General features: G+C 74.3%; 17 protein-coding genes. 10 read left to right on the top strand and 7 right to left on the bottom strand.

What is annotated here, in order from left to right; all coding sequences use genetic code 11:
* Nucleotides 1-85 precede the first annotated feature (85 nt).
* Nucleotides 86-2,545, top strand: coding sequence for a malto-oligosyltrehalose synthase (gene treY / locus M8I34_RS04130; protein ID WP_250047924.1), 2,460 nt, complete (start codon nt 86-88; stop codon nt 2,543-2,545).
* Nucleotides 2,546-2,614: 69 nt separating this feature from the next.
* On the opposite strand, the gene M8I34_RS04125 is transcribed toward treY, so the two are convergent.
* Nucleotides 2,615-3,496: a LysR family transcriptional regulator gene (locus M8I34_RS04125; protein ID WP_250047923.1), complete on the bottom strand. Its 882-nt coding sequence runs from the start codon at nt 3,494-3,496 to the stop codon at nt 2,615-2,617.
* 172 nt (nt 3,497-3,668) lie between these two features.
* Between M8I34_RS04125 and lpdA the strand changes: the two genes are divergently transcribed.
* A complete protein-coding gene (gene lpdA, locus M8I34_RS04120) occupies nt 3,669-5,105 on the top strand; it encodes a dihydrolipoyl dehydrogenase (RefSeq protein ID WP_250047922.1) in 1,437 nt (478 codons plus the stop codon).
* 188 nt (nt 5,106-5,293) lie between these two features.
* Nucleotides 5,294-7,288, top strand: a complete 1,995-nt coding sequence (gene otr(A) / locus M8I34_RS04115; RefSeq protein WP_250047921.1) for a tetracycline resistance ribosomal protection protein Otr(A) — start codon at nt 5,294-5,296, stop codon at nt 7,286-7,288.
* A 12-nt stretch (nt 7,289-7,300) separates the two neighbouring features.
* Here otr(A) and M8I34_RS04110 read toward each other — a convergent pair whose 3' ends face one another.
* Nucleotides 7,301-7,846 carry a DUF1707 and FHA domain-containing protein gene (locus M8I34_RS04110; RefSeq protein ID WP_244418149.1) on the bottom strand — a complete coding sequence of 182 codons (546 nt, stop codon included), beginning with the start codon at nt 7,844-7,846 and terminating at the stop codon, nt 7,301-7,303.
* Nucleotides 7,847-8,041: 195 nt separating this feature from the next.
* Here M8I34_RS04110 and treZ point away from each other — a divergent pair, with 195 nt between their 5' ends.
* A complete protein-coding gene (gene treZ, locus M8I34_RS04105) occupies nt 8,042-9,847 on the top strand; it encodes a malto-oligosyltrehalose trehalohydrolase (RefSeq protein ID WP_250047920.1) in 1,806 nt (601 codons plus the stop codon).
* Between the two features lie 29 nt (nt 9,848-9,876).
* Here treZ and M8I34_RS04100 read toward each other — a convergent pair whose 3' ends face one another.
* Complete coding sequence (locus M8I34_RS04100; protein WP_250047919.1) at nt 9,877-10,410, bottom strand: type 1 glutamine amidotransferase domain-containing protein; 534 nt, start codon at nt 10,408-10,410, stop codon at nt 9,877-9,879.
* A 239-nt stretch (nt 10,411-10,649) separates the two neighbouring features.
* Here M8I34_RS04100 and M8I34_RS04095 point away from each other — a divergent pair, with 239 nt between their 5' ends.
* From M8I34_RS04095 to M8I34_RS04080, 4 genes are all read left to right on the top strand, one after another.
* Nucleotides 10,650-12,290: a PucR family transcriptional regulator gene (locus tag M8I34_RS04095; RefSeq protein ID WP_250047918.1), complete on the top strand. Its 1,641-nt coding sequence runs from the start codon at nt 10,650-10,652 to the stop codon at nt 12,288-12,290.
* A 62-nt stretch (nt 12,291-12,352) separates the two neighbouring features.
* A complete protein-coding gene (locus tag M8I34_RS04090; protein ID WP_374210852.1) occupies nt 12,353-13,318 on the top strand; it encodes a metallophosphoesterase in 966 nt (321 codons plus the stop codon).
* Nucleotides 13,315-13,974, top strand: coding sequence for a 4'-phosphopantetheinyl transferase (locus tag M8I34_RS04085; RefSeq protein WP_250047916.1), 660 nt, complete (start codon nt 13,315-13,317; stop codon nt 13,972-13,974). Before M8I34_RS04090 ends, M8I34_RS04085 begins: the two co-directional genes overlap by 4 nt.
* 130 nt (nt 13,975-14,104) lie before the next feature.
* On the top strand, nt 14,105-15,388 hold the full coding sequence (locus M8I34_RS04080; RefSeq protein ID WP_250047915.1) for an NPCBM/NEW2 domain-containing protein: 1,284 nt from the start codon (nt 14,105-14,107) through the stop codon (nt 15,386-15,388).
* Between the two features lie 142 nt (nt 15,389-15,530).
* On the opposite strand, the gene msrB is transcribed toward M8I34_RS04080, so the two are convergent.
* From msrB to M8I34_RS04060, 4 genes are all read right to left on the bottom strand, one after another.
* Nucleotides 15,531-15,938: a peptide-methionine (R)-S-oxide reductase MsrB gene (gene msrB, locus M8I34_RS04075; protein ID WP_250047914.1), complete on the bottom strand. Its 408-nt coding sequence runs from the start codon at nt 15,936-15,938 to the stop codon at nt 15,531-15,533.
* Nucleotides 15,939-15,955: 17 nt separating this feature from the next.
* On the bottom strand, nt 15,956-17,353 hold the full coding sequence (gene murC, locus M8I34_RS04070; protein WP_250047913.1) for a UDP-N-acetylmuramate--L-alanine ligase: 1,398 nt from the start codon (nt 17,351-17,353) through the stop codon (nt 15,956-15,958).
* Nucleotides 17,354-17,529: 176 nt separating this feature from the next.
* Nucleotides 17,530-18,171 carry a response regulator transcription factor gene (locus M8I34_RS04065; RefSeq protein ID WP_244418157.1) on the bottom strand — a complete coding sequence of 214 codons (642 nt, stop codon included), beginning with the start codon at nt 18,169-18,171 and terminating at the stop codon, nt 17,530-17,532.
* Entirely contained in the window at nt 18,168-19,508 is a 1,341-nt protein-coding gene (locus tag M8I34_RS04060; RefSeq protein WP_250047912.1) for a sensor histidine kinase, read from the bottom strand. Before M8I34_RS04060 ends, M8I34_RS04065 begins: the two co-directional genes overlap by 4 nt.
* Nucleotides 19,509-19,692: 184 nt before the next feature.
* Here M8I34_RS04060 and M8I34_RS04055 point away from each other — a divergent pair, with 184 nt between their 5' ends.
* A complete protein-coding gene (locus tag M8I34_RS04055) occupies nt 19,693-20,811 on the top strand; it encodes an ABC transporter permease (protein ID WP_250047911.1) in 1,119 nt (372 codons plus the stop codon).
* The gene (locus tag M8I34_RS04050; RefSeq protein ID WP_250047910.1) at nt 20,808-21,494 is read left to right on the top strand and encodes an ABC transporter ATP-binding protein; all 687 of its coding nucleotides are present in this window, start codon (nt 20,808-20,810) and stop codon (nt 21,492-21,494) included. Before M8I34_RS04055 ends, M8I34_RS04050 begins: the two co-directional genes overlap by 4 nt.
* The last annotated feature ends 20 nt before the right edge of the window (nt 21,495-21,514 follow it).

Raw genomic sequence — 21,514 nt, 5'->3', positions numbered from 1 at the left:
CCGCGCCGCCTCCTTGGAGGAAGCGACGACACCAATGCCGGGCGGGGATGACACAACGGGCCGCCAGCGGGGTACGGGTGTCCCCATGACGCAGCCACCGAGTCCGTCGCCGACCGCCACCTACCGGCTGCAACTCCAGCCGGACTTCCCGTTTGCGGCCGCCGAGCAGGCCGTCCCGCATCTGGCCGCGCTCGGCATCTCCCATCTGCACCTTTCGCCGGTGCTGGAGGCGGTGCCGGGGTCCACCCACGGCTATGACGTGGTCGATCACACGGCGGTACGGACCGAGCTGGGCGGCGAGCGGGGCCTGCGGGCGCTGGCGGCGACGGCCCGGTCCCACGGCCTCGGGCTGGTCGTCGACATCGTGCCGAACCACATGGCGGTGCCCGAACCGGTGTCGCTGAACGGGCCGCTGTGGCAGGTGCTGCGCGACGGCCCGACGTCCCCGTATGCGCGGTGGTTCGACATCGACTGGGACGCCGGGCACGGCGGCCGGCTGCTGCTCCCGGTGCTCGGCGGCCGACTCGGCGAGGAGGCGCGGCACTTCCGCGTCGAGGGCGAGGTGCTGCGCTATCAGGAGCATGCCTTTCCGCTGCGCCCCGGTACGGAGGGGCTGCCGCTGACCCGCCTCCTGGAGGCCCAGTGGTACCGCCTCGCCTGGTGGCGGCTGGCCCGCAGCGAGCTCAACTACCGCCGCTTCTTCACGATTCCGGAGCTGATCGCGGTCCGTGCCGAGGACCCCGAGGTGTTCGCGGCGACCCATGGCACGGTACTGCGGCTGGTCCGCGAGGGCGTCATCGACGGGCTGCGGATCGACCATCCGGACGGACTGGTGGACCCCGGCGGCTATCTGGCCCGGCTGCACGAGGAGACCGGCGGCCGCTGGACGGTGGTCGAGAAGATCCTCACCGGCGACGAACAGCTGCCGGAGAGCTGGGCGTGCGCGGGCACCACGGGCTATGACGCCCTCCGGCACATCGACGGTCTCTTCGTCTGCCCGCAGGGCGCCGGCCGGCTGTTCTCCCACTACCGGGACTTCGTCACCCCGCTGGCCGACGAGGGCGGTGACTGGGAGGAGACGGTGCGCCGGGCCGCGTACGAGGTCATCACGCACGACCTGGCCGCGGAGGTCGAGCGCCTGGTGCGGACCGCGGCCCGGATCAGCGCCCGCGTCCCCGAGCCGGGCGACCATGCACCGTGGGCGCTGCGCCACGCCGTCCGGGAGCTCATGGTGCGGCTGCCGGTGTACCGCCCGTACGCCGCGGACCCCGCGCGGGCCGGGCAGGACGCGGCGATGCTGGGCGCGGCGGCGGCAGGGGCACGAACCGCCTTCCGGGTGCCCGAGGAGGCGCGGGCGGTGGATCTGGTCCACGATCTGGCCCTCGGCCGGCTGACGGACGACCCGGGCCACGGCGGCACGGACTGCGCCGACTTCGCCGCGCGGTTCGCCCAGACCGCGTCCGCACTGCACGCCAAATCCGTGGAGGACACCGCCTTCTACCGCTATCCGGTGCTGCTCTCGGCCTGCGAGGTCGGCGGGGCCCCCGGCGAACCGGCGCTCCCCCCGGAGGCGTTCCATGCGTACTGCGCCCGCGTGCAGCGGGACCGGCCGGCGTCCGGGACGGTGCTCTCCACGCACGACACCAAGCGCAGCGCCGATGTACGGGCGCGGATCGCGGTGCTGTCGGAGTGCCCGGACCGCTGGCGGGACGCGCTGGGCGCGATGGCCGACGGGGCGGTGTGCGACGTCGGAACCGGCGGTGCGGACGGAGCCGGTCCGGCGGATCCGATGGTGTCGTGGCTGGCCTGGCAGACCGCGTTCGGCCTGGGTGCGCCCGGCGACGGTCCCACGGCGGAGCGCGTGGCGCCCGCGGTCCTCAAGGCCGTACGGGAGGCCGGGCTGCGCACCTCGTGGACGGAGCCGAACGCGGGCTACGAGGAGGCGGTCGAGGAGTTCGTACGCAACGGGCCGTGCGGTCCCACGGCCGCCCCGCTCGCCGCGCTGGACGCGGAAGTCGCCCCGTTCGTCCGCGCCAATGTGCTGGGCACGGCGCTGCTGCATCTCACCATGCCGGGCGTCCCCGACCTCTACCAGGGCACCGAACTCGTCTACGCCGCGCTGGTCGACCCGGACAACCGACGGCCGCCGCGCTTCCGCCCGGAGCAACTCGCCGAGCTGGACGCCGGCACCGCGCCACGCGATCTGTCCGCCGAGAAGCTCCGGATCACCGCCACGGCGCTGCGGCTGCGGCGCGAGAACCCGCACTGGTTCGGCGCCACGGGGACGTACGAGCCGGTGTATGCGGAGGGCCCGGCGGCCGAGCACTGTGTGGCGTTCTGCCGCGGCGGGCGGGTGCTGACGGTGGTGACCCGGCTGTCGCTGCGGCTGGTGGAGACCGGCGGGTGGTGGGACACACTGCTGCGGCTGCCGCCCGGCGGCCCCTGGCACGAGCTGCTGACCGGCCGCGAACTGCCGGGCGGCGCGGTGGTGGGGCTGAGCGAGCTGCTGGCGGTGTCGCCGGTGGCGTTGTTCGTCGGTGAGTGAGTGAGCGACCAGCGGGTCAGCGGTCCAGTCGGCATGACGGGGCGCCAACTAGCCGCGCCCCGCATCGTGTTACCGCGCGCTCGCGTTCTCTCCCCCACGCAGCAGTTCGGTGAACTCCGCGGCCGCGCCGGTCAGTTCGACCCGCGAGAAGACGGTGATGTCGCGCTGCCAGGGCGGGTCGGTGGGCACCGACGCACAGTCCAGGCCGAGGAGTTCATGGGCCGCGGTCAGCAGCACGCCGACGCCCGCCGAGGCCATCCGGACGGCGGTCGAGCTGTGCTGGGTACGGACGGCGGTACGCGGGGTGAAGCCGGCCCGTTCGCACTCCAGGTCCAGCCAGCGCCGTCCGTCGACCACCGGCTCCAGGCTGCATCGGACCCACGGGCGGTCCGCCAGCTCCGCGAGGCGTACCGACTCCCGGGCGGCGAGCGGATCGCCGTGCGGTACGACCAGCACCATCCGCTCCTGTCCCACGACGGTGACCGGCCCCGGCCAGTCCTCGGGGTGCGGGCCGAGCGCCATATCGGCGACGCCGCGGGCCATCTGCTCGGACAACTCCCCTGTGGTGGCGTACTCATGGAGCACCAGGCGCACGCCAGGATGCTCGCGGGCCCAGCGTGCACAGACCTCCGGGAGCACCCCGATCGCCTGTGCGTGCACCGTCGCGATATGCAGTTCGCCGCTCTCCGCGCCGCCCGCCGCGAGCGCGGCGCGGCGGGCCTGCCGGGCGCTGCGGACGGCGAGTTCGGCGTGCGGGAAGTAGGCCCGGCCCATCGCGGTCAGCCGCACCCCGCGCGTCATCCGCTCCAGCAGCGGGCCGCCGACCTCCCGCTCCAGCGCCTTGATCTGGTGCGAGAGCGCGGACTGGGTGACGTGCAGTGCGTCGGCGGCGCGGGTGAACGACTCCTGCTCGACGACCGCCACCAGGTACTCCATCTGCCGCAGACTCATCCCCGCCCCTCCCCGGTGCCCCGGCCCGCCTGATGAAGCACACCCCATGAGCTCGCCCCGTGAAGCGCACCCCATGAAATGCGCCCCTCAAGTGCGCCCATGAAGACTCTGCATCCACTCCAGTGAAACATTGCCTTGGACTCATCGCCGCAGGTGGGCGGAGTCTGCTCCCATGAGTCAGACAGAGACGAACACGGCGGATGTCCTCGTCATCGGCGGCGGCACCGGCGGCTACAGCACCGCGCTGCGCGCCGCGTCCCTGGGCCTGCGGGTGGTGCTGGCCGAACGCGACCTGGTCGGCGGCACCTGCCTGCACCGCGGCTGCATCCCCAGCAAGGCCATGCTGCACGCCGCCGAGCTGGTGGACGGCATCACGGAGGCCCGTGAGCGGTGGGGCGTCAAGGCCACCGTCGACTCCCTGGACTGGCCGGCCCTGGTGGCCACCCGCGACACCATCGTCGCCCGCAACCACCAGGGCGTGGCCGGGCACTTGCGGGCGGCGCAGGTGCGGGTCGTCCAGGGCTCGGCGCGGCTGACCGGTCCCCGTACCGTCCACATCGAGGGCGCAGGGGAGTTCACCGCGCGGCGCGGCATCGTCCTTGCCACCGGCTCCCGGCCGCGGCTGCTGCCGGGGCTGGTGGCCGACGGCCGTCGCGTCGTGACCAGCGACGACGCGCTGTTCGCCACCGAACTCCCGGCCTCCGTGCTGGTCCTGGGCGGGGGCGCGATCGGCGTCGAGTACGCGTCCTTCCACCGCTCCATGGGGGCCGAGGTCACGCTCGTCGAGGCGGCCGGGCGGCTGCTTCCGCTGGAGGACGAGGACGTCGGCCGCCATCTGGCGCGCGGTCTGAGGAAGCGCGGAATCATGGTTCGTACGGGCTCGACGCTGACCGCCACCGAGCTGCTGCCGGACGGCGTACGGGCGACCGTGCGCACCCCGAAGGGCGACGAGCTGGTGGTCAGGGCCGAGCGGCTGCTGATCGCGGTGGGGCGGGTCCCGGTGACGGACGGGCTGGACCTTGCGGCGGCCGGGCTGTCGGCCGACGAGCGGGGGTTCGTCGCGCCGGCGGACCGGTCGCGGCTGGAGACCGCCGTGCCGGGCATCCACGTGGTCGGCGATCTGCTGCCGCCGCCGTCCCTGGGGCTGGCCCATGCCTCGTTCGCGGAGGGCCTGTTGGTGGCCGAGACGCTGGCGGGCCTTCCTGGGCGTGCGGTGGACTACGCGACCGTGCCGCGGGTGACGTACTCCTCGCCGCAGACCGCTTCGGTCGGTCTGACCGAGGCCGAGGCACGCGCCCGCGGCCTGGAGATCAAGGTCAACACCATGCCGCTGGCCGCCACCGCCAAGGGCATGGTGCACGGTCAGGGCGGCATGGTGAAGGTGATCGCGGCGGCGGAGGGGGCGGGCGGCCACGCCACAGGACCGGTGCTCGGTGTCCATCTCGTCGGGCCGCATGTCTCGGAGATGATCGCGGAAGGCCAGCTGATCGTGGCCTGGGACGCCGAGCCGTCCGATGTCGCCGCGCACATCCATGCGCACCCCACGCTGTCGGAAGCGGTCGGCGAGACGTTCCTGACCCTGGCGGGGCGGGGGCTGCATCAGCACTGAGCGGGCCCGTGCCTCAGCGCTGAGCGGGCCCGTACCCCGGCCCGTTAATTCGGTTGCACGCCCGCCTCCGGCTGGCACCATGGCCCCGTACGCCCGGTTTTTCCTCTCACAGGAGCACAGCATGCGCGGATTCCTCGGAACTACTCATCGCCCCAGCCGGACGACAGTTCTTGAGGAATCCACCTTCCATGCTTCTTTCGCGCACCCTGAACATCGGGATTCTCGCCCACGTCGACGCGGGTAAGACCAGCCTCACCGAGCGGCTGCTGTTCGACACCGGTGCCATCGGCCGGCTCGGCAGCGTCGACACCGGTGACACCTGTACGGACACCGGCGAGCTGGAGCGGCAGCGCGGCATCACGATCCGCTCCGCCGTCGCCTCCTTCACCGTCGGCGACACCCAGGTCAATCTTCTCGACACCCCCGGTCACTCCGACTTCACCGCCGAGGTCGAGCGGGCGCTGGGGGTGCTCGACGGCGCCGTGCTGCTGCTGTCGGCGGTGGAGGGCGTCCAGGCCAGGACCCGGGTGCTGATGAAGACCCTGCGGCGGCTGCGGCTGCCCACCCTGCTGTTCATCAACAAGATCGACCGGACCGGCGCGCGGGACGAGGCGCTGCTCGCGGACATCCGCCGGCTGCTGGCGCCGGTCGCCGTCCCGATGACCTCCGTGACGGGCCTCGGCACCGCGCGGGCCGACGCGGTGCCGTACGCCCTGGAGGACCCCCGGGTCCGCGAGCGGATCGCCGAAGTGGTCGCGGAGGCCGACGAGTCGATCCTCGCCCAGCTGGTGGGCCCTGGCCCGGGAGGGCGGGAACAGGCCGGAACGGCGGCGGGCGGGCCGGAGCCGACCGCCGACCGGCTCCGCACGGCGCTCGCCGACCGGACCGCCGACGGTTCGCTGCACCCGGTGTACTTCGGCTCGGCGCTCGGCGGTCAGGGCATCGGCGCACTCATCGAGGGCATGGTCCGGCTGATCCCGCCGGCACCCATCGGTACGGGCACCGAGCCGCGGGGCACGGTCTTCGCCGTGCACCAGCCGCCGAACGGCGAGCGGACGGCCCATATCCGGCTGTACGCGGGCGCGTTGCGGCCACGGCAGCAGATCGCGCTGCACCGGGCCGCGGCGGACGGCGCGCGCGAGACCCTGACCGGGCGGATCACCTCACTCGAGGTCGTCGGCCGGGCACCCGGCGACGGCGGGCCGCTCACCCCGGGCCAGATCGGGGTGCTCCGCGGGCTGCCCGGCATCCGGACCGGTGACCGCCTGGGAGCAGCCGGCGACGACCCCGCCGAGGACACCCTGTTCCCCTCCCCCACCCTCGAAACCCTGGTCCGGGCCCGCCAACCGGCACGCGCCGCCGCGCTGCGCGCCGCACTGCTGGCGCTCGCCGACCAGGACCCGCTGCTCCAGGCGCGCCCCGCGCCGGACGGCGCGACCTCGGTGCTGCTGCACGGCGAGGTGCAGAAGGAGATCATCGCGGCCACCCTGCGCCAGGAGCACGGCATCGAGGCGGAGTTCGCGCCCAGCCGGGCGGTGTGCGTCGAGCGGCCGTCCGGGGTCGGCGAGGCCTGCGAGGAGATCGCCCGGCGCGGCCACACCAGGCCCTGGGCCACGGTCGGGCTCCGGGTCGAGCCGGGCGCCCGCGGCTCCGGACCGGTCTTCACCTACGAGACCGAACTGGGCGCCCTGCCGCACGGCTTCCACCAGGCCGTCGAGGAGACCGCGCTGGCGACCCTGCACCGCGGACCGCACGGCCTGGCGGTGACGGACTGCCGGGTGGTGCTCACCCGTTCCGGGTTCGTCGGCCCGCTCAGCACCGCCGGGGACTTCCGGGCCATCACCCCCGTCGTACTGCGGCGGGCGCTCGACCGGGCCGGCACCCGGGTCTACGAGCCGTACCACGCCTTCGAGGCCGAGCTCCCGCTCACCGCGCTCGCACCGGTGACCGCCCGCCTCGCGGCACTGGGCGCGGAGCTCGCCGAGACCTCCGGCGGGCGGCACTCCTGGCTGGTCAGCGGATCGCTCCCGGCCCGTCGTGTGCAGGAATTCCAGGGGCTGTTGCCCGGTCTGACGCACGGCGAAGGGGTGTGGACGTCCCATCCGTCGGGAGACCGGCCGGTGCGCGGGCCGGGGCGGGAGGTGGCTGCCGCGTCGCCGTGGGCACGGGAAGGGTCCGGGTGAGGACGGCCCCGCTCAGCGCTCCGTCAGGACGTAGTCCACCCGGCCGAACGTGATGTGGTCGCCGGGGCCGACCGGCACCTCGCCCACCACACGACGGCCGTTGACGCAGGTGCCGTTGGTGGAGCCGAGGTCGCGCAGCAGCCATCCCTTGCCCACGCTGCGGAGTTCGGCGTGGGCGCGGGAGACCGTCTCGTGGTTGAGGCGCAGGCCCACGCCGGGGGCCCGCCCTATGAGCAGCGGGAGCGGGCCCGGCTCCGGCAGCAGCAGCTTCGGCAGCCGCTCCATGCGCCAGGCGCGGCGCACCCGGAGGTGGAACGCCGACACCCGGCCCACCATCCGCAGCATGACGCCCTGAACCTTGCCGCGGCTCGCCAAGTCGGCCGTGACCAGGTCGAGTTCCGACTGCTGTTGGGCGGTGAGAACGAGTTCCAGACGCCGCAGGAAGGTGTCCTGGGACAGCCGTCCCTGTGCCGCGCCGTCGCGCAGCAGATCGAGGGCGCGTTCCCGGTCGGCGTCCGACGGGCGCGCCGGGCGCGCAGGGAACTCGAGCGAAGTCATACCGAGATTCTCCGGCCACCGCGAGCCGCTGTCCAGGCGATGTAGGTGCGCGGGACGCGCAGGTGGGCGCATGGGCTCGCCGGAACGGCCCAGTGGGATGGCGCGATGTCGGCCCGTATCGCCACGTCGGACTGTCGGGCGGCGCGGCAACATGCTTTCTTCGTCAGGGACCGGACCGAACGAAGGAGGACGGCCGTGCTGTTCGAGGTGTGGGCTCCGAAGGCCGGGCGGGTCGCTCTTCGGTGGGCGGGGGACCGGGCCGGTGAAGCGGACGTTCCGATGGAGCGCGCGGCCGGCCGCGCGGGCTGGTGGCGCACCGAGGCGCCGGCCCACGACGGGGAACGGTACGGCTTCCGGCTCGACGGCGGGCCGCCGCTGCCCGATCCCCGTGCCGCGCGGCTGCCGGAGGGCCCCGGCGGGCCCGGGGCGGTCGTCGAGCACGAACGGTTCGGCTGGCGGCATCCCTGGCGCGGCCGCCCGCTGCCCGGCGCGGCCCTCTACGAGCTGCACATCGGGACGTACACCCCCGAGGGAACCTTCGACGCCGCGGCGGCGCGGCTGCGGCACCTCGCCGACCTGGGCATCACCCATATCTCCCTGATGCCGGTCTGCCCGTTCCCCGGCACCCACGGGTGGGGGTACGACGGGGTCGCGCCGTGGGCGGTGCACGAGCCGTACGGCGGGCCGGACGGGCTCAAGCGGTTCGTGGACGCCGCGCACGGCCACGGTCTGGGGGTCGTGCTCGACGTGGTGCACAACCACCTCGGCCCGTCCGGCAACCCGCTCCCGGCGTTCGGGCCGTACTTCACCGACACCCATCACACGCCGTGGGGCGCCGCGGTCAATCTCGACGCCCCCGGCAGCGACGAGGTGCGCGGTTACCTCCTCGGCTGCGCGCTCTCGTGGCTGCGTGACTACCGGCTCGACGGGCTGCGGCTGGACGCCGTCCATGCGCTGCACGACGACGGCAGTCCGCACTTCCTGGCCGAACTGTCCGCCGCCGTCGACGCGCTGGCGGAGCAGCTGCGGCGGCCGCTGTTCCTGGTCGCCGAGTCCGATCTCAACGATCCGGGCACCACCGCGGCGCGGACCGACGGCGGACACGGTCTGCACGCCCAGTGGAACGACGATTTCCATCACGCCCTGCACACCGCGCTCACCGGTGAATCCCAGGGCTATTACGCCGACTTCGCACGCGCCCCGCTCGCCGCCCTCGCCAAGACGCTGACCGGCGGCTTCTTCCACGACGGTGGGTATTCCGGCTTCCGCGGCCGGGCGCACGGCGCACCGCTCGATCTGCGGGTGACGCCCGCCTACCGCCTGCTGGCCTACGCCCAGACGCACGATCAGATCGGCAACCGTGCGCTCGGCGACCGGCTCGCCGCCGGGCTCTCCCCCGGGCTGCTCGCCTGCGCCGCCACGCTGGTGCTGTGCTCGCCCTTCACACCGATGCTGTTCATGGGCGAGGAGTGGGGCGCGACCACGCCGTGGCAGTACTTCACCGATCACACGGACCCGGAGCTGGCGGAGGCGGTACGGGCCGGGCGGCGCCGCGAGTTCGCCGCGCACGAGTGGGCGGGCCACGCCGACGACTGGCCCGATCCGCAGGCCCCGGCGACCCGCGACCGCTGCGTCCTGGACTGGAGCGAACCCGCCGTGGAGCCGCATACCGCGCTGCTGGCCTGGCACCGCACGCTGCTGACGCTGCGCCAGGAGCTGCCGCCGCTGACCGACCCCGATCCGCGCCACACGGCCGTCCGCTACGACGAGGAGGCCCGCTGGCTCCTGCTGCGGCGCGGCCCGCTACGGGTGGCGGTCAATCTCGCGCGGGACACCACGGCCGCCATCCCGGTGGTCGGCGACGGCCCGGACGGGGACAGCGGCGGTCCGGGCGGCGGGGCGGGGCTGCGGGCGCTGGCGGGCTGGCCGGAGGCCCGGGTACCCGGTGCGGACGGCGTGCTGCGGCTGCCGCCGGAGGCGGCGGTGGTGCTCGGGCCGTAGCGCGGCCGCCCGCGGGCGGCCGGTCGGCCTCAGTGCGAGAACTCGGAGATGAACGCCGCGCAGAAGGCCTCCAGATCGGCCGGCTTCCGGCTGGTGATCAGGGTGTTCGGTCCGCTGGTGCAGATCTGGACCTGTTCGTCGACCCAGGTGGCGCCCGCGTTGCGGAGGTCGGTCCGCAGGCTGGGCCAGGAGGTCAGGGTGCGGCCGCGCACCACATCGGCCTCGATGAGCGTCCACGGGGCATGGCAGATGGCGGCCACCGGCTTCCCGGCGTCGAAGAACGACTTGACGAACGCCACGGCCCGCTCGTCCAGGCGCAGTGCGTCCGGATTGGCCACCCCGCCGGGCAGCACCAGCCCGTCGAAGTCCGCCGCGGTCGCCTCGTCCACCGTCAGATCGACGGGGAAGGTGTCCGCCTTGTCCAGGTGGTTGAACGCCTGCACCTTCCCCGTGCGGGTGGAGACCAGTGTCGGGCCGCCGCTCGCGTCGGTCACCGCCTTCCACGGCCGGGTCAGCTCGACCTGCTCGATGCCCTCTGGAGCCACCAGAAACGCCGCCTGCATAGTGCGCTCACGTCCCTTCATCGGGTCGGGGAGCGAGGAAGAAACCCCACTGCCACACCTCTCGACCATAACGGGCCGCACCGCCTTCCTTCATCCGCAGAGCCAGGGCCCGTGGACCGGTCCCGTGGCGCCCCCACGGCCGTCGGGGGGCCGGTCCACGGTCGCCGCCGTGTCCACGACCGCCCCAGCCCCGCTCGCCTGATCGTCCACTCCACGGGGAGGTGATGGACACTGTGTCCATGCCCCTGCGTATCTCCGACCTCCTGGCCCGGCCCGATCTCCGCCTGTCGGTCACCTACGACGTGCCGCCGGAGCTGCTGGCCCGCACGATCGAAGCGGCCACGGTCTCGGATCTGCCGACGCCGGGGAAGTGGCTCCAGGGCGGTGAACTCCTCATGACGATCGGGCTGTTGCTGCCGATGGAGCCCGCCGCCTGCCGGGCGTACGTCCGGGACGCGGCCGAGGGCGGAGCGGCGTGTCTGGCGCTCGGGCTGGGGCAGGGCCTGCCGTACCAGGAGGCGCCGGAGGCGCTGGTGGCGGCGGCCGAGGAGGCCGGGCTGCCGCTGCTGACGGTGCCGGACGAGGTGCCGTTCATCGCCGTCACCAAGGCGGTCTTCGACGCACGGGCCGACGAACAGCGCGCGCTGCTGCACCGGGCGTTCGCGACCCAGCGGCGGCTGACGGCCGCGGCGGCCGGCGACGGGCTGCGGCCGATGCTGACGGAGTGGACGGCGGCCACCGGTGTGGGCGCGACGGTGCTCGACCCGCTCGGGCGGCTGCTCGCCACCAGCGAGCACGAACAGCGGGCCCTGCCGGCGCAGGCGCACGATCTGCTCGAACGGGTTGCCGCGCGCGGACTGCGCGGCAGCGCCGCCAGCACGGCCGCGGGGCAGCAGCTGGAGGTACAGCCCCTGGGCGCGCGGCGGCTGCGCGGTCTGCTGCTGCTCACCGGCCGCCCGGACGACGCCGCCCGTTCGGTCGTACCCGGCCTGGTCTCCCTGCTCTCGCTGGAACTGGAGCGCCGCCACCTTCGCGACGAGCCGGAGCGCCGCCGCAGGTCAGCGCTGCTGTCGGAGCTGCTGGCCGACGAGGATCCGACCGCCGACCGGGCCCGCGACATGCTGCGCTCGGCGGGGCTGACGGCCGAGCGGGTGCGGGGCGTCGTGGTGGAGGCAGGGGGCGCCCCGGGCCGTACGGCCACCGGCCTCGCGGCATCCGGGTCGGCGGACGGGGCCGTGGACGGGTCGGCGGACGCGGCCGTGGACGGCGCCGCGCAGGAGATGGCCGCCGATCTGGCGCTGGCGGTTCCCGGCGGCCTGGTCAGGGTCGTGGGCGGGGCGCCGGGCGCGGTCATCGAGGCGGTGGTCGGCGAGGAGCTGGACATCCGCGAGGTGCTCGCCCGCTTCGCCCCGCACTGCCCGGCCGGTATCGGCCCGGCCACCGCACCCGAGGCGGTACGGGTGTCCGTGCGCCAGGCGGCCGGGCTGCTCGCCGTCAGCCGGTCGGGCGGAGCGCCCGCGGAGGCGCGGCAGAGCCAGGCCAGCCGGCTGCTGCTCGACCTGGGCGACCGCCGTACGCTGCACGGCTACGCCGACAGCGTGCTCGGCCCGCTCGATCTCGCGGACCACGGCGAGGAGCTGATCGCCACCCTGGCGGCGTGGCTGGAGACCGGCGGCGCCTGGGACGCCACCAGCCGGCGGCTCGGCGTCCACCGGCACACCGTGCGCAACCGCCTCGACAAGGCGATGGACCTCACCGGCCGCCGTCTCGACGACCCCGACGACCGCTTCGACCTCTGGCTGGCCACCCGCATCCGCCGCGGTGGCGCTCCCGGCACCGGCCCCGGCGGCCGGCCGGCTCCCCCACCGCCAGGCCGGTGACGCGGAGCCCCGCCACCCCGGTCGCCCTTCACTCTCTCCGTCGCACCGTCTTTACTTCGATGGTGACCTACGAGATCCGCACCCTCACGTCCGGCGCCACCGGCCCCACCCCCACGCCCGCACCCACCGCCACGCCCGCTCCGGGTGCCTCACGGGGCGGCGGGCGCGGCACGTTGGTGGCCGTCAGCGATCTGCACGTCCGCTACCAGGAGAACCGCGACATCGTCGAGGCGTTACGACCGGAGTCCGACGAGGACTGGCTGCTGGTCGCCGGCGACGTCGGTGAGCGCGTCTCCGACATCCGCTGGGCGCTCACCCTGCTCAGCAGCCGGTTCGCCAAGGTGGTCTGGGTGCCCGGCAATCACGAGCTGTGGACGCCGGAGCACGACCCGGTCCAGCTGCGCGGCGTGGCGCGCTATGAGCATCTGGTCGAGATCTGCCGGGAGTTGGGCGTGCTCACCCCCGAGGACCCGTACCCCGTCTGGGAGGGCACCGGCGGCCCGGCCGTCATCGCACCGCTCTTCCTGCTCTACGACTACACCTTCCGGCAGCCGGGGACGACGTCCAAGGAAGAGGCGCTCGCCCGGGCCGAGAAAGCCGGGGTCGTGTGCACGGACGAGCACTTCCTGCACCCGGACCCGTATCCGACGCGGGAGGCGTGGTGCCAGGCGCGGGTGGCCGCCACCGAGGCCCGGCTCGCCGCCCTGCCCGCGGAGTTGCCCACCGTGCTCGTCAATCACTGGCCGGTGGTGCGCGAGCCCACCCGGCCCCTGTGGTACCCCGATTTCGCGCTGTGGTGCGGGACGGAGGCGACCGCCGACTGGCCGCGCCGGTTCCGCGCCGCCACCGTGGTCTACGGCCACCTGCACATCCCACGGCTGCTGGTCTGCGACGGCGTGCCCCATCAGGAGGTGTCGCTCGGCTATCCGCGGGAGTGGCAGCGCCGCACCGGCACACCCGGCCGCCCGGTCCGGATCCTGCCCGCACCGGCCACCGTCGCCGCCGGAGCCACCGGGACCCTCGCATGATCGACAAGCTGCTGCCGGCCCCGGTCGTGACCGCCGAGGCCTTCCACGACGCCCCGGTGTCCGAGATGTTCCCCGAGGAGTGGGCGCTGGTGTCCGGCGCCGTGCCCCAGCGACAGCAGGAGTTCGGCACCGTACGGGGCTGCGCCCGCGACGCCCTGGCCGAACTGGGCATCGCCCCCGCGCCCCTGCTCCCCGGCCCCAACCGGGAGCCGCAGTGGCCGCCGGGCATCGTCGGCGCCATGACGCACTGCGCGGGCTACCGCGCCGCCGCGGTGGCCCGCTCGGCGGACGTACGGACGATCGGCCTGGACGCCGAGCCCCACCTGCCCGTGGAGGACCCCGGCGTGGTCGACCTCGTCACCCTCCCCGAGGAACGCGTCCAGCTGCGCCGGCTGGCCGCAGCGCAGCCCGAAGTCTGCTGGGACCGGCTGGTGTTCAGCGCCAAGGAGTCCGTCTACAAGGCGTGGTACCCCCTCACCCATCGCTGGCTCGACTTCGAGGAGGCCCACCTCACCCTCGACCCGTCGAACTCCACCTTCACCGCCCGCCTCCTCGTCCCCGGCCCCGTGGTCGACGGCAGGGAACTCACCGAATTCAGCGGCCGTTGGCTCGTGGGGGCGGGGTTGGTGGTGACGGGGATCGTGGTGATGGCGTGACGGGGGGCGGATGGGGGGGCGAGTCCCCTCGGCCCATCCGGTGCCGAACGCCGCACCGGCCGCCGGATATCCGCCCTGCCTGCGGTATTTTTCATGGCCCGTCAGGACGTTGAAGGGTCATTGCCCACTCATGCAAGAGCACTGCGACACCACCGGTGGGACAGCACCCTCCGACACCGAGCTCGTCCGGCGTATCCGTGCGGCAGCCCGGCCCGGCGGCGGAGCGACCGACGCTCCGTTCGGCACACCTGCTCCGGACGGCCCGGCTCGGGCGGGCCAGGAAGCCCTCAACGAGTTCCATCAACGGCACTACGCGGCCGTGCTGGCCCACGCTCGTGACTGCTGCCGCTCGTCCCAGGCCTCGGCGGATCTGGCCAAGGAGGCCATCGACCACGTCCTGCACTCCCCCGGCCCGGAAGAGGGGGCCGATCCGGCCTGGCGGGCCGCGCTGCTCGCGGCGGTACGCCATACCGCCGCCGCCTGGCACCGCACCGCCCGCAACACCGAGCTACGTGACGACTTCGCGTCCTGGCTGGCCGCCCAGCCGGAGGAAGGCCCCGGCCCCGCTGACGGCGCCCGGCCATCCGGCGCCGGCGGCGCGCCCACGGCCGGCCTGAGCTTCTCGGGGACGGTCCCGGCCGCCGCACCGGACAAGGTCCGGCGGGCACGGTTCTCACCGGCCCGGATCACCGTGCTCGCGGTCGCCGTGGCCGTCCTGGCCGGCGTCGCCATATCCGTCGGCCCGCTGTTCGGCCCGGAGCGCGACGATGCCACGGCCGGGCGCCGCGACCGGTCGGACCACTCTTCGGCCCCCGCCACGGACCAGCCGCCGTCCGCGTCCGCCAGGAGCTCCGCCACGGCTTCCCGTTCTCCCTCGGGCTCCCCGTCCCCCACGCACAGCAAGAAGCCGAAGCGCCCGAGCTCCCGGCCCTCGTCGCCGGCGAAGCCGTCGCACTCGCCCCGCCCCGGGCCCGCGGACAAACCGCCGGCCGGCCACACCATGCCGTTGAGCGCCCGGTCGTGGAGCTCCCAGAAATACAGCTTCGCCCCGTTCAGGCCGAACAGCAGCATCGACGGGCATCCCCTCACCATCCAGGGGACCGGCTACTCCGAAGGCCTGGGGGCCCACGCCAACAGCGAGATCGCCTACCAGCTCGGCGGCACCTGCTCCGCCCTCGGCGTGGACGTGGGCCTCGACGACGAGGTGGGCGCGAACGGCTCCGCGGTCTTCCAGATCTACCGGGACGGCACGAAGGTCGCCGACAGCGGGCTGATGACGGTGAACCAGCCCGCGAAGCGTCTCACTGCGGACCTCACCGGCGGCAGCGAGCTACGGCTGGTGGTCACCGACGGCGGCAACGGGAACGACTCCGACCACGCCGACTGGGGCAACCCCCGCATCACCTGCGGCTGAGCCGTGCGCCCACGCGGAGGGGTGGAGCCGTGGCCGCAGGTTCGCGTCCTGCGGCCACGCCATGTCCCACCCGACGGGGAAGCGGAACTCGACGACGTCGCGAGTCCCGGATCGGCGGGGGGCGGCTACCGCCCCCCGCCGCTCACGCCTCGTCCGGAGCCAGGCGCAGGGAGATCGAGTTGATGCAGTAGCGCTGGTCCGTGGGCGTCGGGTAGCCCTCGCCCCGGAAGACGTGGCCCAGGTGGGAGCCGCAGCGGGCGCAGCGGACCTCCGTGCGGACCATGCCGTGGCTGCGGTCCTCGATGAGCTCGACGGCGTCGGAGTCCTTCGGGTCGTAGAAGGACGGCCAGCCGCAGTGGCTCTCGAATTTGGTGTCGGAGCGGAAGAGCTCGGCGCCGCAGGCGCGGCAGGAGTAGACGCCCTCGGTCTTGGTGTCGGTGTACTCACCGACACCGGCGGGTTCGGTGCCGGCCTGGCGCAGCACCTGGTACTCCGCGGGGGTCAGCTCGGCGCGCCACTGCTCGTCGGGCTTGTCGATCTCGTACGGCATCTGGGGTCCTCCTCAGCTCAGCTGCCCAGGCGGGACAGGATGGCGGGGCCGAGGTCGGTCACATCGCCCGCGCCCATGGTGAGAACAAGGTCACCGGGCTTCGCCATTCCGGCGATGACGTCCGCGACGGCGGCCTGGTCGCTCTCGGGGGTGACATCGGCGCCGGCGGTACGCGCGGCGTCGATGATCAGGGCGCTGGTGACGCCCGGGATCGGGTCCTCGCGGGCCGGGTAGATGTCCAGGACCACGGAGGCGTCGGCGAGGGCGAGGGCCTGGCCCATCTCCGTGCCCAGCTCCTGGGTGCGGGAGAAGAGATGCGGCTGGAAGACGACCAGTACGCGGGCGCCCTCGGCGGCGCCGCGGATGGCTTCCAGGTCGGCGGTCATCTCCGTGGGGTGGTGCGCGTAGGAGTCGATGACCTGCACACCGGCCGCCTCGCCCATGAGCTGGAGGCGGCGCTTGACGCCGGTGTACTTGCCGAGCGCGGAGGCGAGGTTGTGCGGCGCGAGGCCCAGGGCGACGCCGGCGGCCAGGGCGGCGACGGCGTTGTGGGCGTAGTGCCGGCCGGGGACCGAGACCGTGAACGTGAGGATCTTGCCGCTGGTGAGGGTGACCGTGACATCGCTGGTCAGGCCGCGGGGGTTGACCTTGAGGATGCGGACGTCGGCGTCCGGGGACTCGCCGTAGGTGACGACCTCGATGTCGTGACGGCCGGCGATCTTGGCGGTCAGCTCGCGGGCGCCGGGGTGGTCGGCGGCGATGACCAGGGTGCCGCCGGGGCGGATGCGGCCGACGAAGGTCTCGAACGACTCGTAGATCTCGTCCATCGAGGCGTAGTTGGCGTGGTGGTCGAGCTCCACGTTGAGGATGATCGCGACCTCGGGGGCGTACTTGTGGAAGCTGCGGTCGCTTTCGTCGGCCTCGGCGACGAAGATCTCGCCGGAGCCGTGCTCGGCGTTGGAGCCCGGGGCGTCGAGGTCGCCGCCGATGGCGTAGGAGGGCTTGAGGCCGAGGGCGCCGAGGGAGACGGCGAGCATGGAGGTCGTCGTCGTCTTGCCGTGGGTACCGGCGACGGCGATGGGGCGCAGGCCGTCCATGAGGGAGGCGAGCGCGTCGGAGCGGTGCACGACGGGGATGCCGCGCTCATGGGCGGCGGCCAGCTCGGGGTTGTCCGGGCGGATCGCGGAGGACACGACGACGCTGGTGGCGTCCTCGGCGAGATGTCCGGCGGCGTGGCCGATGTGGACCGTGGCGCCGAGGGCACGCAGGGCCCGGGCGGTCGCGGAGTCCTTCGCGTCGCTGCCCGCCACCTGGGCGCCGCGCTGCGCGAGGATCTTGGCGATGCCCGACATACCGGCTCCGCCGATGCCGATGAAGTGCGGCCGGTCCATCGAGGCTGGGATGGCGGGTGCCATGGGTGGGTCTCCCTGATCGTCGATCATCGCGAGCGGTGGTGCGGTCGTTCTGTCGTGCTGTCGATGATTCTCGCACCCGGCACCGACAGCGCCGGTCCTCGGACCCCGGCCGGGTGCGGAAACAGCCCGGCGGACGGCTGCGGAACGGCGGCTGCGGAACGGCCCGGCGACGGCGCTCAGCGGCGGATCAGGCCCTGTGCCGTGGCGGCGGCGACCGCGGAGGTACGGGAGTCCACGCCCAGCTTGGCGTAGATGTGGACGAGGTGGGACTTGACGGTCGCCTGGCTGAGGAAGAGCTGTTTGCTGATCGCCGCGTTCGACAGCCCGTCGGCGACGAGCTGGAGGACCTCGGTCTCCCGGCGGGAGAGCGCGGTGGCGGGCGTGCGCATCCGGTCCATGAGCCGCAGCGCGACGGTGGGGGCGAGCGCGGACTTCCCGGCGGCGGCGGTGCGTACCGCGGCGGCCAGCTCCTCCGGCGGCGCGTCCTTGAGGAGGTAGCCGGTGGCGCCGGCCTCGATGGCGGCGAGGATGTCGGCGTCGGTGTCGTACGTGGTCAGGACGAGGACGCGCGGGGCGCCGGGGCGGGCGGTGATCGCCGCGGTCGCCTGGGAGCCGAGCATCCGGCCGCCGAACTGGAGGTCCATGAGGACCACGTCGGCCGCCAGCCGCGCGGCGAGGCCGACGGCCTGCTCGGCGGTGGGGACGTCGGCGACGATCTCGAAGTCCGGTTCGGTCTCCAGGACGGCGCGCAGCCCGGCGCGTACGACGGGGTGGTCGTCGGCGAGCAGCAGCCGGATGGGGGTGCCCGTGGCGGTCACGAGGCGGCCTCCGGGGCGGCGCCGGGCGCCGGGTCTGGCGCGGGGTCCGGGGCGGACGGGGCAGGGACGGACGCGGTGGCGGGGCACGGGAGGGTGACGGCGACCGCGGTGCCCTCCCCGGGTGCGGACTCGACGACGAGGGTGCCCTGGAGGGCGCGGGCCCGGGCGCGCATCGCGGCGAGGCCGAACCCGGTGCCGCGGGCCGCCGCGGAGCCGGGGGCGGGCACCTCGGCGGGGACGAACCCGGTGCCGCGGGCCGCCGCGGAGCCGGGGGCGGGCACCTCGGCGGGGACGAACCCCGCGCCGTCGTCGACGACGTCCAGCACGACCTCGGTGTCCATGTAGCTGAGGGTCAGCTCGGCCCGCCCGGCACCGGCGTGCCGGACCGTGTTGGCGAGCGCGGACTGGGCGATGCGCAGCAGGGCGACCTCGTGCGCGGTGGGGAGCGCGGTGGGCACGCCGGAGACCTGGCAGTGCACGGCGAGCGGGGAGGTACGGGCCGTGGTGGCGCACAGCCGCTCCAGGGCGGCGGGCAGCGACCCGGCCTCCAGGTCGGGCGGGCTCAGCGCACGCACGAAGCGGCGCGCCTCGGCGAGGTTGCCGACGGCGGCGGTGCGGGCCTGCCGGACATGGCCGAGGGCGGTGCCGGGCCGCTGCGGCAGGGCGCGCTCGGCGGCCCGCAGCAGCAGCTGGATGCTGGACAGGCCCTGGGCGAGGGTGTCGTGGATCTCGCGGGCCAGGCGCTCGCGTTCGGCGAGCACGCCGGCGGCGTGTTCCGCGGCGGCCAGTTCACTGCGGGCCGCGGTGAGCTCCTCGATGAGACGGCGGCGCTGTTCGCTCTCCCGGTAGAGGGCCTCGTAGCCGAGGACGACCGCGACGGCGACCGCGGCGCCCAGGGCCGGGCCGAGCACCGTGCCGACGCTCAGGGTGTGGGTGTGCCACCCGAATCCGGCGACGGCGACCACGGTGGTGGCCACGACTGCGGGCAGGGCTCCGTGCAGCGGCAGCAGATGCAGCTGGACGAAGAACAGCGGGAAGGCCAGCCAGACGCCGTCCTGGGTGAGGGCGAGCAGCACCGTCCAGAGCAGGGCCACGGCGGCGAGCCAGAGGGCGGCGGCGCCGGTGGAGCTGCGCAGACGGGGCAGCCGGGGGCCGGCGGCGTACACGGCGAACAGCGCCACGGCGGTGGCGAGCACGGCCGGGGCGTCCGGGGCGTGCTCGGCCAGGGCGCGTACGGCGGCGAGCGCGAGCAGCGCGGCCACCATCAGGTGCAGGCAGCTGCGCAGGCCCCGCAGGACGGGGGTGAGGGTGTGAGCGGTCACGGCTTCTTCGGTCACGGCTTCCTCAGGCTAAGTGCCGTCCCCACCTGCGGCATCAACCAAAGGGTTGACTCCGGGGCGCACCGTTCGATCCCGGCGGACCGCTCCTCGGCGCGATGTCCGGGGCCCGCCCGGGAGGCGACGGTGGGAGCCGGCGCCGGGCAGTGGGTCCGGCACCCCCGATCCAAGGAGGGCTCCGTCTGTGTTCGTCGCCTGGAGGGACCTGAGATTCGCCAAGGGGCGGTTCGCCCTGATGGGCACCGTCATCGTGCTGATCACGGCGCTGGTGGGTCTGCTGTCGGGCCTGACGGCGGGCCTGGGCCGGGAGAACACCTCGGCCCTCACCGCGCTGCCCGCCGACCACCTGGTGTTCTCGGCGCCCGCCGACGGCAGGGGCGTCGCCTTCACCGATTCGCGGCTTTCGGAGCGGACGGTCCGAGCCTGGGCGCGGGTGCCGGGCGTGCGGCATGCCGACCCGCTGGGGATCGTGACCACGAAGGCCGAGGCGGGCGGCCGGACCGCCGCGGTGTCGGCGTTCGGGGTGCGGCCGGGGTCGGCGGCGGCGCCGGGGCGTGTCGGTGACGGTGCGGTGGTGCTGTCCGAGAAGGCCGCGGCCTCGCTCGGGGTGCGGGCCGGGGGCGCGCTGACGCTGGGCGGGCGGACGCTGCGGGTCGCGGCGGTGTCGGGCGCGGCGATGTACAGCCATACGCCGGTGGTCTGGACGTCGCTGGAGGACTGGCGGGCGTTGGCGGGCGGCTCCGGGCCGGCCGGCGGGAGCGCCACCTCAGGGAAGGACGGCGTGTCCGGCAACTCCACGGGCGCGACCGTGCTCGCCCTCTCCACCTCCGGGACGGCCGCTCTGGCGGCCGCCGACAAGGCGCTCGGCACGAGGACCGTCGACACCGACGACGCGTTGCAGGCCATCGGCTCGTTCGCCGCCGAGAACGGTTCACTCCAGCTGATGCGCGGCTTTCTGTTCGTCATCTCCGCGCTGGTCATCGGGGCGTTCTTCACCGTGTGGACGATCCAGCGCGGCGGGGATGTCGCCGTCCTGAAGGCGCTGGGCGCCTCGACCGGCGCTCTGCTGCGCGACGCGCTCGGCCAGGCCGTCGTCCTGCTGGTGACCGGGACCGGCCTGGGCACCGCCGCGGCGGCCGCGGTGGGAGCCGGGATCGGCGGCACGGTGCCCTTCGTGCTCGCCCCGTCCACCGTGCTGGCCCCCGCCCTGATCATGATCGCGCTGGGTGCCGCCGGCGCCGCGCTCGCCATCCGCCGCATCACGTCCGTGGACCCGCTGACCGCCCTGGGAAGTGCCCGATGAGCCTCGAACTGACCGATGTCACCCTCACCTACCCCGACGGCGACGCCCGGCTGACCGCACTCGACGAGGTCTCGCTGACCGTGCCGCCCGGCTGTCTGACCGCGGTGATCGGCCCGTCGGGATCCGGCAAGTCCAGCCTGCTCGCGGTCGCCGCCACGCTGATCGGGCCGGACCACGGACGGGTGGTGATCGACGGCACCGACACCGCGGGGCTGGGCCGGGCCGAGCTGACGACGCTGCGCCGCACCACCCTCGGCACGGTCTTCCAGCAGCCGAACCTGCTGCCGTCGCTGACCGCCGCCGAACAGCTCCAGGTGATGGCTCATCTGGACGGCCGCCCGCCGCGCACGGCGCGGGCCCGGGCACGGGAGCTGCTGGCCGCGGTCGGCCTGGAGCGTCAGGCCGGCCGGCGGCCGCATCAGCTGTCGGGCGGCCAGCGGCAGCGGGTCAATATCGCGCGGGCGCTGATGAACGAGCCCGCGGTGCTGCTGGTGGACGAGCCGACCAGCGCACTGGACCACGAACGGGGTGCCGCGGTGCTCGCTCTGCTGCGCACCCTCACCCGGGAGCGCGCCACCGCGACGGTGCTGGTCACCCACGACCCCGCGCATCTGGAGGCGGCGGACACGGTCGCCGAGGTGCGGGACGGCCGGCTCCGCCCCGGGCCCGGCACCCGCCCGTAACGGGACGGACGGCCCGGCAA

The organism is Streptomyces sp. MCA2 (assembly GCF_023544705.1).
Taxonomy (GTDB): Bacteria; Actinomycetota; Actinomycetes; order Streptomycetales; family Streptomycetaceae; genus Streptomyces; species Streptomyces decoyicus.
Note: the sequence above shows the minus strand (reverse complement) of the source record. Positions and strands in the feature narration are given on the sequence as shown.

What these genes read in the sequence shown, in the direction of transcription:
- treY (WP_250047924.1), top strand. Translation starts at nt 86, where the DNA reads ATGACGCAGCCACCGAGTCCGTCGCCGACCGCCACCTACCGGCTGCAA.
- M8I34_RS04125 (WP_250047923.1), bottom strand. Translation starts at nt 3,496, where the DNA reads ATGAGTCTGCGGCAGATGGAGTACCTGGTGGCGGTCGTCGAGCAGGAG.
- lpdA (WP_250047922.1), top strand. Translation starts at nt 3,669, where the DNA reads ATGAGTCAGACAGAGACGAACACGGCGGATGTCCTCGTCATCGGCGGC.
- M8I34_RS04110 (WP_244418149.1), bottom strand. Translation starts at nt 7,846, where the DNA reads ATGACTTCGCTCGAGTTCCCTGCGCGCCCGGCGCGCCCGTCGGACGCC.
- M8I34_RS04100 (WP_250047919.1), bottom strand. Translation starts at nt 10,410, where the DNA reads ATGCAGGCGGCGTTTCTGGTGGCTCCAGAGGGCATCGAGCAGGTCGAG.
- M8I34_RS04095 (WP_250047918.1), top strand. Translation starts at nt 10,650, where the DNA reads ATGCCCCTGCGTATCTCCGACCTCCTGGCCCGGCCCGATCTCCGCCTG.
- M8I34_RS04085 (WP_250047916.1), top strand. Translation starts at nt 13,315, where the DNA reads ATGATCGACAAGCTGCTGCCGGCCCCGGTCGTGACCGCCGAGGCCTTC.
- M8I34_RS04080 (WP_250047915.1), top strand. Translation starts at nt 14,105, where the DNA reads ATGCAAGAGCACTGCGACACCACCGGTGGGACAGCACCCTCCGACACC.
- msrB (WP_250047914.1), bottom strand. Translation starts at nt 15,938, where the DNA reads ATGCCGTACGAGATCGACAAGCCCGACGAGCAGTGGCGCGCCGAGCTG.
- murC (WP_250047913.1), bottom strand. Translation starts at nt 17,353, where the DNA reads ATGGCACCCGCCATCCCAGCCTCGATGGACCGGCCGCACTTCATCGGC.
- M8I34_RS04050 (WP_250047910.1), top strand. Translation starts at nt 20,808, where the DNA reads ATGAGCCTCGAACTGACCGATGTCACCCTCACCTACCCCGACGGCGAC.